Origin of the sequence: Gemmobacter sp. (genome assembly GCF_016792925.1) — a bacterium.
Classification (GTDB): domain Bacteria; phylum Pseudomonadota; class Alphaproteobacteria; order Rhodobacterales; family Rhodobacteraceae; genus Gemmobacter.
On the sequence record NZ_JAEULU010000278.1, the window covers coordinates 44,495 to 60,389 of the forward strand.

The window sequence follows — 15,895 nt, forward strand, 5'->3', positions numbered from 1 at the left end:
CGCTCTCCGCAGGCGGGCAATCGGGGGGACGGGCATCACGAGACCAGATCCGCGCCGCGCAGCCGGGCCACGATGCGGCCCTGCTCCAGCCGGATCACCTGATCGCAGCGCGCGATGGTGGTCAGGCGATGCGCCACGATGATCAGGGTCTTGCGCCCGGCCAGCGCAGCCAACGCCTCCATCACGGCGGTCTCGGTCTCGGTGTCCAGCGCGCTGGTCGCCTCGTCGAACACGATCACATCGGGGTCACGATACAGCGCCCGGGCAATACCGATGCGCTGGCGCTGCCCGCCCGACAGCATCACCCCGCGCTCGCCCACCTGGGTGGCATAGCCCTCGGGCAATTCGGTTTCGATGAAATCGGCAATCCGCGCCATGCGCGCCACCTCGGCCACCCGCGCGCGGTCGATCTCGGCCTCGGGCAGGCCGAAGGCGATGTTTTCGGCAATGCTGCTGGCGGTTAGGTAAATGTCTTGCGGCACATAGCCCAGCCGGTCCTGCCAGGCGCGGCGATTGGAGGCGGTGACCGGCGTGCCATCCACCCGCATCTCGCCGGTCTGATGCTCCAGCAAGCCCAGCATCACATCGACCAGCGTGGTCTTGCCCGCGCCGGTGGTGCCGATGATGCCAAGGCTGTGGCCGACAGGCAGGGTCAGGCTGATCTCTGCAATCCCGGCACCGCGCGCGGTGGGTTGGGCTGATGTGGCCCCATAATCAAAGCCCAGCCCCTCAAGCTGCAAATCCCGCGTCAAGCGCATCTGCGCCGCCCCGGTGACAGGCGGGCGGGCCTGGCATTCGGCCAGCTCCTCGGCCAACCGCTCCACCACCGGCGCGACAAAGCGCAGGTTGCTGAGGTTCTGGTAAATGCTTTGCACCGCAGGCAGCATGCGATAGGCGGCAAAGGCGTAAAGCCCCAGCACCGGCAGCACCGCCGCGCTGTCGCCCTCGCGCCGCAGCGCCAGCCCCATGGCCAGCACGATGATGCCACCAAAGGCTGTCGCCTCGATCACCATGCGCGGCATCTGGCCCAACGTGTTGTTCAGCACGATGCTTCGCGCCGCCACCACCGAGGGCACCCGGAACCGCGTGAGGGTGCGCCCCTCCAGCCCCATGATCTTGATCGACTTGATGCCCGCGAACCCCTCGCTCGCCGCCTCAAAGCGCGCGCGGTTGGCCTCCAGCCGTTCCTGCCCGCTGCGGGTCAGCCGCTCGCGGATCACGCGATAGATCAGCACATAGGCCCCGCCGATCACCGCCGCCGCGCTGATCGCCGTCAGCGGATCGACATAGATCAACAGCGACACAAGCGCCGCCAGCACAAGGCTGTAGCTGATGGTCTGCGCCATCGGCATCAGGGCGCTGTCCACGAACATGTCGACCTCGCTGAGAACAAGGTTCGACATCTCGCCACTGTGCCGCCCGAGGAAAAACCCATAGGCCTGATGCAGATAGCCTTCCAGCAAGCGGCAGCTGATCTCCAGCCTGCAGGCCTGGATATAGCGGCTGAGGCAAAACACCGTCAGCCCCCGGACCCCCGCCGCCGTCACCAGCAGCACGAAGGCCAGGACCCCCAGCATCACCATGAAATCCTGCGCGTCGGTAAAACCGCCCAGCCGATAGGCCGCCGAAAGCACCGCGTTGCTGTCGATCCAGCCGGGGTTTTCAAGCACCGACAGAAACGGCACGACCGAAACGATGCCCACCACCTCAAGGAAGGAACTGGCGACCATCAGCGCCAGAATCGCCCAGGCCTGCCGCCGTTCGCGGGGGGCCAGAATGCCATAGGCCTCGTGCCAAAGATGCAGCATCGCCGTGCCTCAATGTCCAAAGCGGCCATCCCGAAGCGGCGTGCCGACACAGGTCGCCGTGTCGCATGATCGCCGGGGGCAATCAAGCGGCCCTGCGGCAAACAGGCCGGTTCTGGTCAAGACCCCCCGGATATTTTAAGGATCAAGCGGCCCGATATGCCGAATAAAGAGGCCACGCCCAACATGTTTCACGCCCTGATTGCGCCACTGATCGCCACAGTCGCGCTGTGCCTGTTGGCGCGGTGGGAATGGCGGCGCGCATACGGCCCCGAGCCGGGGGCGCAGCGCGAAAGCCTGCTGCATCTGGCGGGGCTCTGGCTGCGGCTAGCGGTGTTGTGGCTGGCGGTGGCGGCGGCTTTGGCCGCGCTGCCCGCCATGGCGGCGCTGCTGCTGGCGCTGGTTTGCGGGTTGCTATGGGCGATCTATGAAACGCTGGATCTGGTGGCGTGGAAATACCTCAACCTGTCGCTGTTTCGCGTGGCGCGCCATGCGCCGGTCAAGGCAGGTGATTCCGATGCCATGCCCAATCTGGTGAACGCCATCCGTACTTTCGTGCCACTGGCGGGCCTTGCCCGGCTGAGTGGCGGCGCGATGGCGGCGATGGCGCTATGTGCAGGCCCGCTGCGGCTCAGCCAACCGGGTGCCCTGCTGGCGCTGGCGCTGGCCTTGCCCTTGGGGGCGCTTGGCTTGCGGATCTGGGCTGCGCGGGTGGCGGCGGGGCTGCCAGTGCGCCCGGCGGAGCGCGCCTTTCTGACACAGGATGACAGCCTGCCCGAAGGGCGGCTGGAGGCCGCAGACCGCAGCGCCGCCTGCCACGCCCTGCCCGGCACGCCCAGTGCCGCGCGCCATATCCTGCTGGTGCTGAACGAATCCACCGGCGAGGATGTCACCTGCCATGGCGGCCTGCCGCTGGCCGAGGCGATCCGCGCCGCCAGTGGTGACGCTGCCGCGTGGCTGCGCCCGACCAATGCGCTCACCCCCAGTTCCTGCACCGACATCGCCTTGCCCTGCCTGTTCACCGGCTGCGCCCCGCAAGACAGCGCGCAGACCCTGCACCGCCTGCCCCTGCTGTTCGATCTGGCCAAAGCGCGCGGCATGACCACGCTGTTTTATTCAGCCTCCACCCTGAAATGGGGCAATCTGGAGGGGTTTTTCGGCACTGCCATCGACGATCTCGCCACGCCACACAGCACCGGCCTGCCCTTCGTGCATGAGCTGGGCTGCGATGACTATCTGATGGCCGCGCGGCTGCGCGACCGTATCCTGACGGCCGAGGGGCCGCTGTTCATCGTGCTGTATACTTACGGCCTGCACCTGCCCTTCCAGAACGCCAGCGCCGGGCCGATCCCCGATCACATCACCGACCGCCGCTGCCGCGCCGCCCATACCGTGACCGAGGCGCATCGCATGGTGTTTGACGCCCTGCGCCAGACCGGGCGCTATGATGACACGCTGATCCTGAGCCTGGGCGATCATGGCGAGGCCTTCGGGGTGGATGGCAGCGACCGCACCAGCCGATCCTCGCGGCTGACGAAACTCTCTGCCACCGTCACGCGGCCCCTGTTCCTGATCAAACCGCCCGCCGGGCTGGACCCCACCCGCCGCGCCTGTCTGGAGGCGAATATGCAGCACCGGCTGGTCTCGCTGATCGACGTGGCGCCCACGCTGGCCTCGGTGCTGGGGGTAGGGCTGGCGCCCGACCTGCCGCCCTATCCGGGCCATGACCTCACGCGTGAGGAGGTGCCGGAGGAACGGTTGCACATCACCCTGACGGTGAATGAATGGCGCAACTGGCCACAGGCGGCGCTGATGCTGGCGCAGGGCGGGCTGCGGCTGTGCGTCGATTACCAGACCACCACCGCGCTCAGCTGTGACAGCCACGGCCAGCCCCTGCCCGAGGCGCAGCACCCCGCCGCCGATGCGCTGCTGGCGCAGGCCATGGCGCTGCCGGTGCCGCGCAAGGTGATCGCGCGGGTGTTCCGCGACAAGCTGCACAATCGCGCCACCCTGCAAACCGGGCGCTTTGCGCAAGTGATCCCCGATCTGCCGCGCCCTGCGCCGATGGCGGGCGAAACAGAGCGGTTCTTCGGCACCGACATCCTGATCTCCGACCCCGGCGCCGGGCGGCTGCATTATGCAGGCCAGAACCACGAGGCGCAGGGCTTTGGCCTGCGGCGGCGGGATCGTGGCATAATGGTTTACGGCCCCTATCTCGACCTGCCCGCCGGGCACTATGCCGCCAGCTTTGCCTTCGCCCCCGGCGCGCGGCGCAAGCCCCTGCTGCTGGATGTCTGCGCCACCGGCCTGCCCGCCATCGCCAGCCGGAAAATCACCCGATTGACCGAGGGGCGGCTGGCCGTGATCGAGTTCACGCTGGAGACCCCCGCCGAGGCGCTGGAGGTGCGGCTGCACAGCCATCAGGGCTTCAGCGGTTTCTGTCAGGGCCTGTTTCTCAGCCGCATCGGCTAAACCTTAGCGCTGCTCGCAAAAGGCCAGAAAGGCGGGCAGGAAACGGTCGTGGCAAAAGCCATCGGGCGCAAAGCGGCGGCCCTGCGGATGGGCGGCCAGCTCGGCCCGGATGGCCGCCGCAAACTCTGGCCCGCGCGCGCAGATCACCTGACCGCTTGCCACCAGCGCCTCCAGCCCCGCGATGCCTGCGCAGGCCTCGGGCGTGGCGATCACCTGACAGCCATGATGCAGCGCCTCGGCCAGCTTCACCTTGGTGCCCGCGCCCTTGAAGATCGGCACTGCCACCAGCCGCGCCCGCGCATAAAGCGCCGCCAGATCGGGCACATAGCCCAGCACCGTGACCGGCCCGGCGCTGGCGAAGGCGCGCTCCATCCCGCGCCCGGCAAGGATCGTGGGCGCCGGGATCACCGGGGCCACCTGATCCAGATACCAGCCAAAACCATGCAGATTGGCAAAGAAATGGCTTCCCACCAGCAGCACGAAATCTTCTGGCGCCGCGGTCGAGGGCACAAGGGGCGGCCAGCTGGGCGGCAACACCAGGGCGCGGCGCTGCGGATGGCGCGCACACTCATCGGGCGAGATGAAGACATGGCGCTGCGCCGCCCTCAGCCCCAGTCCCTGCCGCATCGCGACCAACGCCGCTTTGGCCCGCAAGCGCCAGCCGCGCAGGCCCATGGCTGCCAGTTCATCCCGCGCATAGCGCGCCTCGTCATTGTGGTGAAAGAGATGCATGCGCCCCGGCACCCGCAACAGCCGCAGCAAGGCCGCCACCGCGCCCAGCTCGCCATGGTCGATCCAGACATCGCCCCCCGCGCGGGCGTGGCGGATCACCGAGGCCAGCTCGGACGGCGACAGGCGGAACAGCAGATGGCTGGCGCGCGCGCGCCAGCCCGCCCCCTTGGGCGGCTCCGGCACGATCACCGTGACCGCCCGCCCGCGCCGCGCCGCCGCCTGCTGCCAGAAGGCCAGATTGCGGTCGGTCACCACCTTGGCCCCGCCGACCTCATAGGCGGTGTGGCACAGGAACAGATCGCGGGGCTGCGGGCGCGGGCTCATAGAGCGGTCACTGGCGGGCGGCGCGCAGCCTGTCAAGCAGGCCCAGCCCATGCGCCCGGCCAAAGCGCTTGCAAAACCCCGGCCCGCTTGGCATTGCCGTGGCAACCCGCAGGCCAGACGGCAAAAGATGGATCAGCCCGAGACCCAGCCCCGTTATCTGATTGTCAGCCGCATCGGGCCTGACAGCCTGCACCCGCAATGGATCGCCGGTGCCGCGCAGGGCCGGTATGATGTGCTGCTCAGCAGTTTTGCCCCCCTGCCCCATCTGCACGATACCCCCGGCGTCACGGTCGAGCATCGCCCCGGCCCCAAGGTGGCGGGCTATTCCGGCATCCTGCGCGACCATGCGGCGCGGCTGGCGCGCTATGATTACGTCTGTTTCATGGATGAAGACCTGCGGATCAGCGCCGACCAGATCGCCGGATGCTTTGCCCTTGCCGCCGAACATCGGCTGAAGATCGCGCAGCCCGCCTTCGCCTGGGGCAGCCATTTCTCCTATGCCGCCACCCTGCGCCAGCCGCAATTCCGCCTGCGCTTCGTGAATTTCATCGAGATGTGCTGCCCGATCTTCCGCCAGGATGTGGTGGCGACCATCGCGCCGCTCTATCACAGTGGTCTGGAAAGCGGCATCGACCTGATCTGGTGCAATGCGGTGGCGGAAGGCCCGCGCGATTTTGCGGTGATCGACGCCTTTCCCGCGCTGCACACCCGGCCCGTGGGCGGCAAGGCCCGGGCCAACGGCTTTGCCGATGTGCATGGCTATGAGGCGCATATTCTGGACGCGCTGGCCCGCTATGGCGTGCCCCGGCACCGGATGGCGACCTATGAGGGGCTGCGGCTGGATGGCCGCACCGTGCGCGGGCGCCTGCCGCTGGCGCTGGCCTCGCTTTCGGTCTTTGGCGCCCTGCCGCAGCAACCCAAGGCGCGCACTTTGGTGAAATGTGGCTTTGACATGCTGTGGCAGCAGGTCTTGCTGGGCGCGCGCAACAGCAAGATCACGCTGGAGCGCGAGCCATGACCGCAGCCCCCCGCATCGCCTATGTCATCCCGACCCTGGGCCGCACGGAACCGCTGGCCGCGATGCTGGAATCGCTCCTGCATCAGAACATCGGCCCGGCGGAGGTGGTCGTGGTCGATCAGAACCCGGCGCCGATCCTCGCCCCCCTTCTCGCCCGCTTTGCGGGCCGCCTGAACATCCGCCATCTGGACGTCGGGCAGCCCCTCGGCTCCTCTGCGGCGCGCAATCTGGGATGGCAGGCGGTGGCGGCCGATCTGGTGATCTTTCCCGATGACGATTGCACCTATCCGCCGGGCCTGATCGCGCGAATGCTGGCGGTGATGCAGCAGACCGGCGCCGATCTGGTCTCGGGGCGCTGCGCCGATGCGGCGGGGCAGAACAGCAATGGCAATTTCACCGCCGAGGCCGGATGGGTCGGGCGCGGGAATATCTGGCAGACGCAGATCGAATGGATGGTGCTGATGCGCCGCACCGTGCTGGAGGCGACCGGCGGCTATGATCCCGCATTGGGCGTGGGCGCCCGTTACGGCGCGTGCGAGGGGCAGGATCTGACCCTGCGCGCCCTCGCCGCCGGGTTCCGGCAGTATTACGACCCGGCCCTGACAGGCCAGCATCCCGATGTGCTGCACCGCCCCGATGCCGCCACCGCGCGCAAATGCCGGGCCTATGGGCGCGGCATGGGGCATGTGCTGCGCCAGCATGGCTTTGGCCGCGCGGTGCAGGCGAAATACCTGCTGCGCCCGCTGCTGCGCGCCGCGTTCAATCTGGCGCGCGGGCAGGCGGGTGAGGCCAATCTGGCGCTGAACACCGCCCTTGGCCGATGGGAGGGGCTTTCGAAGTGCCACCCAAGCCCCTGAAAATCCTGCATATCTGCGAAACCGCGCGCGGCGGGGTTGGCACCTATATCAATTTGCTGGCGCAGGGCGCGGGCGAGCATCGCGTGCTGTTGCCCGCCGAGGATCAAACCATGCTGGCCGCAGCCGTGGCGCGCGACACCTTCCGCCGCCCGCGCCGCTCGGTCGCGGGGCTGCTGCGCTTTGGCTTTCACGCCCTGCGCTGCGGGCTGCGGCAGCGGCCCGACATCGTGTTCTGCCATTCCAGCTTTTCCCTGCTGGCGCTCGCCTTGCTGCGCCCCTTGCTGCCGCGCAGCCGGTTTCTGTATTGCGCCCATGGCTGGGGCGGCGCGCGCGAAAGCCGCCATGCCCCCCTGCTGCGCCGGATCGAGGGGCGGCTCTGCGGGCTGGCGCATCGGGTGGTGAATGTCTCGTCGGGCGAGCAGGCCTTTGCGCGCCAGCATGGCTATCGCGCGCACCATCTGGTGATCGAGAATGCCGTGCGACCGGCGCTACCTTTACCCCCTGCCCCGCTGCCCGGCCCTGCCGATGCGGTGCATCTGCTGTTCGTCGGGCGGCTGGACCCGCAAAAGGGCTTTGACCTGCTGTTGCCCGCCTTTGTCGCCGCGCGGCGGCAGAACCCGGCGCTGCATCTGCATGTGATCGGCGAGGCGGTGGTGCAGGCCAGCCCCGGCGCGGCTGCGCCCCTGCCCGAGGGCGTCACCCGTCTGGGCTGGATCGGTGCCGACCGGATCGACAGCTTTTACCGCGCCGCGGATCTGGTTCTTCTGCCCTCGCGGTGGGAAGGCATGCCGCTGGTGCTGATGGAGGCCCTGCGCAATGGCACCCCGGTTCTGGTCAGCACTCGCTCGGATATGCCCACCCTGATCGAGGAGGGGATCAGCGGTTTCGCCACCGATCTGACCCTGCCCGCCCTGACCGAGGCGCTCGCCCGCTGCACCAAGCCCGCGCTGGCCGCCCTGCGCCCTGCCGCGCTGGCGCGCTATCAGGCGCGCTTCCACAGCGACCGGCTGCACCGCGAGATGCAGGCGCTGTATGCCGAGGTGACGCATGATGCCGGATAAGCCTCTCACTTTGGCCGTCAATGCCCGCTTCCTCACCCGGCCTGCCAGCGGGGTGGACCGGGTGGCGATCGAATTGCTGAAGGCCATGGCGGCCCGCCCCGATGTGGCGCGGCTGATCCTGCTGCATCCCGCGCGCGGGTCGCTGCATCCGGGCTGGCTGGACAGCCTGCCCCCTGCCGCGCGGGCCAAGCTGGTGCTGCGCCCCTGCGGCGGCCCCTTGCGCGGCCATCTGTGGGAGCAACTGGCGCTGCCCCGTGCCGCGCGGGGCCAGACGCTGCTGTCGCTTTGCTCCACCGGGCCGCTGCTGCACTGCGATCAGGCGGTGATGATCCATGACGCGCAGGTCTGGGATGCGCCGCACAGCTATTCCCGCGCCTTCCGCTGGCTCTATCGCCTGCTGTTGCCACGGCTGACGCGGCGGGTGCGGCATGTGCTGACGGTCTCGGGTTTCGCGCAGCGGCGGCTGGAGGATCTGGGCATCGCCCCCAAAGGCGCCGTGCGGGTGGTGCCCAATGGCGCCGACCATATCCGGCAGATCGAGGCCGACCCGCAGACCCTGCCCCGTCATGGCCTGCGCGCCGGGGGCTATCTGCTGGCCATCGGCAATCTGGCCCCGCACAAGAACCTCGCCCTTCTGCTGGAGGCCGCCGCCGCCCGCCCGCAAAGCGCGCCCGAACTGATCGTGGCGGGCGGCATGGATGTGCGGGTGTTCTCTGACGCCGGGTTGCGCGCCCCGCCCGGCACAAGGCTGATCGGCCGGGTCAGCGATGGCGAGCTGCGCGCGCTCTACGAAGGCGCCCTCGCGCTGGTCTTCCCCTCGCTGACCGAGGGTTTCGGCCTGCCCCCGGTCGAGGCCATGGCCTGCGGCTGCCCGGTGCTGGCCACCACCGGCGGGGCGGTGCCCAAAATCTGCGGCGAGGCGGCCCTTTTCATCGACCCGACCGACCGCCCCGGCTGGACCGAGGCGATGACCCGCATCGCCACCGACCCCGGCTTGCGCGCCACGCTGACCGCCAAGGGCCACGAACAGGCCGCGCGCTATCGCTGGGCCACCAGCGCCGAAACCCTGCTGGCGCTGTTGCGCGGCCCCGCCTGAAATCGGCGATACAGAACCAGCATCACCAGAATGCACAACCAGACCGGAAAGGCCCGGCTGGACGGCCAATAGAGAATGCGCCCGAGGTCGATCATCCCCACCATCCACACCGGATAGGCCAGCATCCCATGCAGCGCCCGCCGCCGGAACGCGTTGAACAGCCGCCCGCTGAGAAAGCCGAACCCCGCCATCACCCCCGCCCCGCCCGCGATGCCGAAATCCAGATAGGCCAGCCCCGGCCCGCTATACAGGTTGAACTCCGGGTGGCTGTGCAGCTCCAGCGCGGTCTGGAACAACAGCGTGTAAGCCTCGCCCCGCACCGATGCCAGCGGGTTGCCCGGCACCGGGAATTTATACAGGAAATCCAGCGTCCAAAGCGGCTGCCACAGCGGCTCGATATGCTGCAAGGCCATGCCGAAATTATTGACCGAGGAATAGTAATAGCTCAGCAAGCGCTGCGTCGCGAACAGCAGCAGATGGCCCTGCCCCTCGCGGTAATGGGACCAGGTCCGGAAATATTCAAACAGCCCGAACAGCAGAATGGCCGCCAGAACCGCGACCAGCGGCGCCAGCGCCAGCACGAGCGGATGGCGCAGCCGATAGGCCGACCAGATCACCGCCACCGGCACCGCGATCTCGATGAAGGCCAGACGCTCGTGCCACAACACCCCGCGATAGACCGACAGCAGCGCCACGCTGGCCAGCATGAGCCAGACCCGTCGCCGCCCGCGCCGCGACAGCTCCAGCCCCGAAAACAGCACCAGGGCGCACCAGACCGCGACAAACACCCCGAATTGCGTGGCCGTGGTCAGGCCCGCAATGCTGTTGCCCATCTTCTCCAGAAAGGTGTCGCCGCGCAGCAGGCGCAGCAGGGTTTCGGCCTTCAGCGTCGGCGCGAAAGCCAGCAGATAGGCCGCCAGACAGCCCAGCCATGCCAGCCCGACAAACTGCCGCACCGGGCGCCAGATCAGGAAGGCCAGCCGCCCCGCCTGCACCTCGGCCCCGGCCGCCCGCCGCCCCGCCGAGGCGCTCGCCAGAAAACTGCCAAGGCCGAAGAACCCATATAGCAGCAGCGCGGTCAGCACCGTGGTGCCATCGACATATTTGCCGCTGCGCATCAGGTCATAATAGCTGGCCGCCGGGGTTTGCCAGGCCGCCAGCACCACCCCGGCCCAGCACAGCACGATGAAAACCGGGTTCAGCCATGGCGCCGTTCTCATGGCCGCTAACGCCCGGTCCGCGACAGCAGCACCGGCAAGGTGCGCAGCAGAATGCGCGCATCCTGCGCCAGCCCGCAGGTCCGGGCATATTCCACATCCAGCAGGACGCGCTGGTCATAGTTCAGCCGGTTGCGCCCGCTGACCTGCCACAAGCCGGTGATGCCGGGACGCATCGCAAGGTAATGCTCCAGGGCGCCGCCATACATCCGCAGCTCCGAGCGCGTCACCGGGCGCGGCCCGACAAAGCTCATGTCGCCGCGCAGCACGTTCCAGATCTGTGGCAGCTCATCCAGACTGGTGCGGCGCAACATCTGGCCCAGAGGCGTGATGCGCGGGTCTTCGCGCAGCTTGAAATGCGCCGTCCATTCGGCCAGCGCCTGCGGATCGTCGGCCAGATGGCTGCGCAGATGCAAATGCGATTCCGGCACCATGCTGCGCAGCTTCCAGCATTTGAACGCCCGCCCTCCCTGACCGATGCGGGTATGGCCGTAAAACGGCCCGCCGCCATCGCGCATGACCATCATCCCCAGCAGCAGGATCAGCGGCAAAACCACCGGCAGCAGCACAAGGGCGCCCAGAATATCCAGCCCCCGCTTTGACAGGCTTTGGCAAAACCGCCCGGCGCGGCAGGTGCCGCAACAGGCCCCGGCCCGGCGCCGCCCCTGCGGCCCGGCTGTTGTGAGAGGGTGATGGCCGTCGTTACATCCCACGATTGCCGCTCACGCCTGACCGTAGCGCTGGCCATAGCCATAGCCGTAATGGCGCAGGCCCTCGGCCGTCACCTGCGTGACCACCAGCCCCGCCACCCGCGCATGCACGCTCTCCAGCTGGCCAAGCGCCTCGGTCACCTGATCGCCCAGCGTGCGGTTCCAGCGCACCACGAACAGCACCGCATCCGAGGCCTGCGCGATCACCCGCGCATCCGGCACCGCCAGCACCGGCGGCGTGTCGATCAACACCATGTCGTAAGCCCCCCGCGCCGTGGCGATCAGCGCGGCGAAACCGTCCGAGGCGAACAGATCGACCGTATCGACCGGCGCCCGATCCGCCAGCAGCACATCGCCACCCCAGGGCGCGGCCTGCACCAGCCGCGCCAGATTGTCGGGCGCCGCGATCCCCTCGGAAAGCCCGGCAACCGGGGCCTCGCCAAAGCCCAGACTGCGGCTCAGCGTGCGGTTGCGCACATCGCCCTCGATCAGCAGCACCCGTCGCCCCATCCGCGCCATGTTCTGTGCCAGCGCCGCCGCCACCGTGGTCTTGCCCTCCTCCGGGTTGGCCGAGGTGATGGTCAGCACCTGCGGCACCGTCTCGCGGTTGCCCAGCAAAACCGAAGTGCGCAGATTGCGGATCGCCTCTGCCGGGGCCGAGGTCGGGTTGGCCTGCAACCAGGCAATGCTGGCCTGCCGCCCCTTGGCCGGAATGACCGGGATCTGCGACAGCACCATGTGCCCGGTCAGCGCCTCCAAGGCCCGGGCCGAGCGGATGCGGCGGGTTTGCTGATCGCGGATCACCACGAACACCACCCCCAGCAGCAGCCCAAGCAGGCCCGAGATCGCCAGTATCCGCCCCTTGCGCGGGGCGCTTGGCCGGTCGGGCAGCACGGCTTGCGACAGGATGCGGCTGTCGGCCTGCTGCAATCCCAGCTGCGCCGTGGTCTCCTTAAGCCGCGCCTGAAAATGCTCATAGAGCAGACGGCTCGATTCCGCCTCGCGCTTCAACTGGTCCAGCCGGATCAGATCCTGCGATTGCCCCTCGATGTTGGCCATCAGCCCCTCCACCGCCATGGAGAGCGAACGCGCCTGCGCCTCCAGCCGCGCGGCATCGGCCTGCAAGCGCGCGCGCGCAGGCGCCCCCTCGGGCAGGGCCGCGATCTGCGCGCGCAGCGCCGCCAGATCGCCCGCCACCCCGTCGCGCCGCGCCCGCGTTTCCTTCAGCTGCCGGTCCATCGCGCCCAGGCTTTCGGCGTCGATCAGGCTGGTCGCCGCCTGAAAGCGCCGCACGGCGGTTTCGGCCGTTTCCAGCTCGGCCTGCAAATCGGCCAGCTCGCCGGTCAGCCAGCTTGCCGCCGCCTGCGTCGTCTCATAGCGGTAGCGGCGCTGGTCATCGACATAGGCCCGCGCCATCTCATCGGCCAAAAGCCGCGCCCGTTCGGCGGAAAGGCTGCGCGCCGTGATGCGGAACACCAGCGAGCCCGAGACATTCTCGACCTCCACCGCCCCCAGCACCGCCGACACCGTGCCATCCAGCGTGGCGCGCTCGCGCTCGGCTGTGCTGCGCAGATCGGGGCGGTCGGGGGTGAACAGGCCCAGAAAGCGTTGCCACAGGCTTGGCGCGCGCAGGGCCGCGTTGAACTCCGGGTCGCGCGTCAGGTCCAGCGCCGCCACCACCTGCGCCACCAGCTTGCGGCTGCGCAAGACCTCGATCTCGGTGCGCACCACCGAGGTGGTGCCGGTGGACAATTCGCCCAGCACCGAATCCAGCCCCGCCACCGATTTGTCGCGCGATTCCAACACCACGACACTGGCCGCCGTATAAACCGGCGTGGCGCGGATAAAGGCCTGCACCGCGCCCAGCAGCAGGCAGGCCGCCATGATCGCCGCAATCCAGCGCCGCCCGGCCCAGAGGCCGCGCGCCAGCCCGCCCAGATCGACCAGATCCTCGTCGGGGCCAGCCCCGCGCAATGCCGCGCCCCTCAATTGGCCACCGCATCATTCAGCGGAATCGCGATCAGGCTGGGCGAGATCTGGTCAATCGCGCGGTTCCAGCGCGTCACCGGCTGTTCGGCCACAAAGATCACGTCATTGGGCCGCAGCTCCATCCGCGTCACCATCACCATGCCCGAGGGCGTGCCGCCATCAATATGCCAGGCCGTGATGCCGCCAAATTCGCGCGGATCGGGCGAGCCGCGCAGCACATAGATCTGGCGCGGATTGCCGGTGCGCGACAGCACACCGCCGCCACCACCATAAATCGCATCCGCCACCGTGGGCCGCTGCTCAAAGGGCAGCGTCATGCGGCCGGGGCTGCGCAGCTCGCCCGCCAGATAGACATGGTCCTGATCCTCGGCCCCCAGCTCGAGCCGCTTGGCGAACAGGTCGCGCTGTTCGGTCAGGGCATCGCGGCGCAGGCTCACCTCGGTGGACAGCGCCGAAAGCGCGGCCTGACGGCTGGATTGTTTGAACTCGGCCAGCCGGATTTGCTCGGCGAAATAGGCCTCGGCCCGATCCAGATCGAAATCGGCATCCACGAACACGCTGTCGCCATCCATCAGCCGGGTCTTTTGCAGCGAAGGGTTGCGCAGAAAGGCCTCGACCGGGATCTGATACAGCCGCCCCTCGCGATAGATGCGGATCACCGCCGATTTGCGATCAGCCACCTTCACCCCGCCCACGCTGGCGATGGTGGCATCCAGCGTCAGCGGCGTCAGCGTCACCGGCACCACGCCCGGCGTCACCACCGCCCCGCCGACCGAGACGCGACGGGCGTTGAACTCGGCGATCTCGATGCTGAAACTGGGGTCGATCTGGCGCGACAGCAGCGCTTGCAGCACCACCGGCTCGGCCTCCTCCAGCGTCATGCCCGCGATGCGCACGCGGCCCACATCCGGCACCGCAATGGCGCCGTCATCCTGCACGGTATAGCCTTGCCGCCGGTTTTCCGCCGCCAGCAGGCCCGAAAGTTCTGCCGCCGTGCTGCCCGCCGATTTGGTCGCCAGCAACACCACATCGCCCACCCCGATGCGATAGGGCTGCTCGGGCACCGGCGGCGGCGCGAGGGTCTGCGGATCGCCCACGCGCGGCTCGGCCTCGCGCACCGGATCGGGGGCGCGCGCCCCCGCCCCGCCGCCGCCCGACAGCCCCGCCGTGCTGGCAAAGGCCGCAGGCAGGCCCTTCGGCGTCCAGGCCTCGCTATTGGCGGCCAGCACGCTTTCCGGCGTCACCGCCACCACGCGCACCTTGGCGCCATCCACCACGCCCTCGCGGATCGTGGTGCCCTGATACACCGCACCACAGCCAGCCAGCAGCCCCAGAACGGCAACAGCAGAAAACAGACGCATCAAGAGGGCAACTCCGGTTGGGCCGACAGATCGGGTATGGGACGAAGGGGTTTACAACCCGTACTCAGCAAAACACCCGGCGGAGAGGCCCGCCCTTGTTTACGGCAGGAACAGCAACTGGATCACACCGATTTCCGGCCCCACATATTGCCAGCTCTGGCGCAGCACACCCGCCACAACCCAATGCCGGTTTTCAAACGGCCCGCGCGGGCCATGGCAGGTCTCGGTCACCACCTGCGCCTCGGCCCAGGCATTCTCGCCCACGCGCAGCCGCTCGGCCCCCGCCGGGGACAGGTCGCAGACCCAGCTTTGCAGCTCCAGCCCGTCATCCCCGGTCAAGACCCGGTGCATCCGCGTGATCTGCCCGGCAGAGCCTCCGGCAATCAGCGCAGCCGCAGCACCGCTGTCCACCGTCATCACATCATGACCAAGCCCGCGCGTGCCAAGGATCATCCCGCCCTGGGTGTAGATCTGCACATTGTCGGTGGTGCGCCAGCGCTGCACGCCCGCGCGCGTGCCCGCCAGCAGCATCGTCACCGCCACCCCGCGCGCCGGAATGCGCAACACCATTTTCGGCGTGGCGGGATCAGCCAGCAGTGGTGCCAAGGCCGCCTCCTCGCGCGCAAAGCTGGCGGCAGGCGGATCGCCGGTGACCGAGCGCAAGGCCCGGTCCGGCAGACCACAACCCGCCAGCAGCGCCAAAGCTGCCGCTATTGCCCAAAAGCCCCTCATCGCCAGAACCTCGACCACCGCTTGCCCGCCGCCGCCTCGCGGTCATCCAGCGTCAGATCATACAGCCGGTTGCGCACCGACAGCCGCGCGCCGCCATCGCGCAACAAGGGGCGCAGCGTGACCGAAGAAGTCGCCCGCGTCGGCTGCCCCGCCCCCAGCGGCAGGGTGATGGTGATGCCCTTGTCAAAGGCGCCCTCGCCGAAATCGTCAAAGCCCACATCGGTCAGCGTCGCAAAGGCGCCCACCTCGATGCCATTGCCATAACGCCGCGTCAGGGTCAGCGTCGCGCCCAGATCGCCTGCCAGATAGCGCCCGGCATCCAGCTGCGCATGATAGCCGCGCCCCATGTCCAGATAGGCCGAGGCATGGCCGGTCAACACCCGGTAATCCTGAAAGCCAAGCCCACCGGTCTCGCGCAGCATGGCATGGTTCAGCTCCACCCCCAGGGCCAGCCGCCGGTCCACCGGCGCCCACAGCAGCTCCGCCGAGACGCCGCCATACATCCGCTCGAACAGACCAAG

Annotated in this window: 13 protein-coding genes; 5 read left to right on the top strand and 8 right to left on the bottom strand. The window is 68.6% G+C overall.

Features of this window, described 5'->3' with window-relative positions:
• Nucleotides 1–35 precede the first annotated feature (35 nt).
• Nucleotides 36–1,808: an ABC transporter ATP-binding protein gene (locus JNN06_RS13335; protein WP_291240083.1), complete on the bottom strand. Its 1,773-nt coding sequence runs from the start codon at nucleotides 1,806–1,808 to the stop codon at nucleotides 36–38.
• A gap of 156 nt (nucleotides 1,809–1,964) precedes the next feature.
• On the opposite strand from JNN06_RS13335, the gene JNN06_RS13340 reads away from it, so the two are divergent.
• A complete protein-coding gene (locus tag JNN06_RS13340) occupies nucleotides 1,965–4,277 on the top strand; it encodes a sulfatase-like hydrolase/transferase (RefSeq protein WP_291240084.1) in 2,313 nt (770 codons plus the stop codon).
• Between the two features lie 3 nt (nucleotides 4,278–4,280).
• On the opposite strand, the gene JNN06_RS13345 is transcribed toward JNN06_RS13340, so the two are convergent.
• Nucleotides 4,281–5,333, bottom strand: a complete 1,053-nt coding sequence (locus JNN06_RS13345; protein WP_291240085.1) for a glycosyltransferase — start codon at nucleotides 5,331–5,333, stop codon at nucleotides 4,281–4,283.
• Nucleotides 5,334–5,460: 127 nt separating this feature from the next.
• Here JNN06_RS13345 and JNN06_RS13350 point away from each other — a divergent pair, with 127 nt between their 5' ends.
• From JNN06_RS13350 to JNN06_RS13365, 4 genes are read left to right on the top strand one after another with little or no spacing between them, the layout of a single operon-like run.
• A complete protein-coding gene (locus JNN06_RS13350) occupies nucleotides 5,461–6,351 on the top strand; it encodes a hypothetical protein (protein ID WP_291240086.1) in 891 nt (296 codons plus the stop codon).
• Nucleotides 6,348–7,208 (top strand): glycosyltransferase family A protein, encoded by an 861-nt coding sequence (locus JNN06_RS13355; protein WP_291240087.1) that lies wholly within the window; start codon nucleotides 6,348–6,350, stop codon nucleotides 7,206–7,208. Before JNN06_RS13350 ends, JNN06_RS13355 begins: the two co-directional genes overlap by 4 nt.
• Nucleotides 7,190–8,269, top strand: coding sequence for a glycosyltransferase family 4 protein (locus JNN06_RS13360; RefSeq protein WP_291240088.1), 1,080 nt, complete (start codon nucleotides 7,190–7,192; stop codon nucleotides 8,267–8,269). Before JNN06_RS13355 ends, JNN06_RS13360 begins: the two co-directional genes overlap by 19 nt.
• Entirely contained in the window at nucleotides 8,259–9,365 is a 1,107-nt protein-coding gene (locus tag JNN06_RS13365; protein ID WP_291240089.1) for a glycosyltransferase family 1 protein, read from the top strand. The genes JNN06_RS13360 and JNN06_RS13365 overlap by 11 nt, the downstream gene beginning before the upstream one ends.
• Here JNN06_RS13365 and JNN06_RS13370 read toward each other — a convergent pair.
• The 6 genes from JNN06_RS13370 to JNN06_RS13395 all read right to left on the bottom strand — a co-directional run.
• Nucleotides 9,308–10,585 carry an O-antigen polymerase gene (locus JNN06_RS13370; protein WP_291240090.1) on the bottom strand — a complete coding sequence of 426 codons (1,278 nt, stop codon included), beginning with the start codon at nucleotides 10,583–10,585 and terminating at the stop codon, nucleotides 9,308–9,310. The genes JNN06_RS13365 and JNN06_RS13370 overlap by 58 nt on opposite strands.
• A gap of 5 nt (nucleotides 10,586–10,590) precedes the next feature.
• Nucleotides 10,591–11,295 (bottom strand): sugar transferase, encoded by a 705-nt coding sequence (locus JNN06_RS13375; protein ID WP_291240091.1) that lies wholly within the window; start codon nucleotides 11,293–11,295, stop codon nucleotides 10,591–10,593.
• Between the two features lie 9 nt (nucleotides 11,296–11,304).
• The gene (locus JNN06_RS13380; protein ID WP_291240092.1) at nucleotides 11,305–13,281 is read right to left on the bottom strand and encodes a polysaccharide biosynthesis tyrosine autokinase; all 1,977 of its coding nucleotides are present in this window, start codon (nucleotides 13,279–13,281) and stop codon (nucleotides 11,305–11,307) included.
• Entirely contained in the window at nucleotides 13,278–14,642 is a 1,365-nt protein-coding gene (locus tag JNN06_RS13385) for a polysaccharide biosynthesis/export family protein (protein WP_291240093.1), read from the bottom strand. The genes JNN06_RS13380 and JNN06_RS13385 overlap by 4 nt, the downstream gene beginning before the upstream one ends.
• A 99-nt stretch (nucleotides 14,643–14,741) precedes the next feature.
• Entirely contained in the window at nucleotides 14,742–15,374 is a 633-nt protein-coding gene (locus JNN06_RS13390; RefSeq protein ID WP_291240094.1) for a YjbF family lipoprotein, read from the bottom strand.
• Nucleotides 15,371–15,895: YjbH domain-containing protein (locus JNN06_RS13395; protein WP_291240095.1), on the bottom strand; the 525-nt coding region annotated here is incomplete at its 5' end. The genes JNN06_RS13390 and JNN06_RS13395, both read right to left, overlap by 4 nt.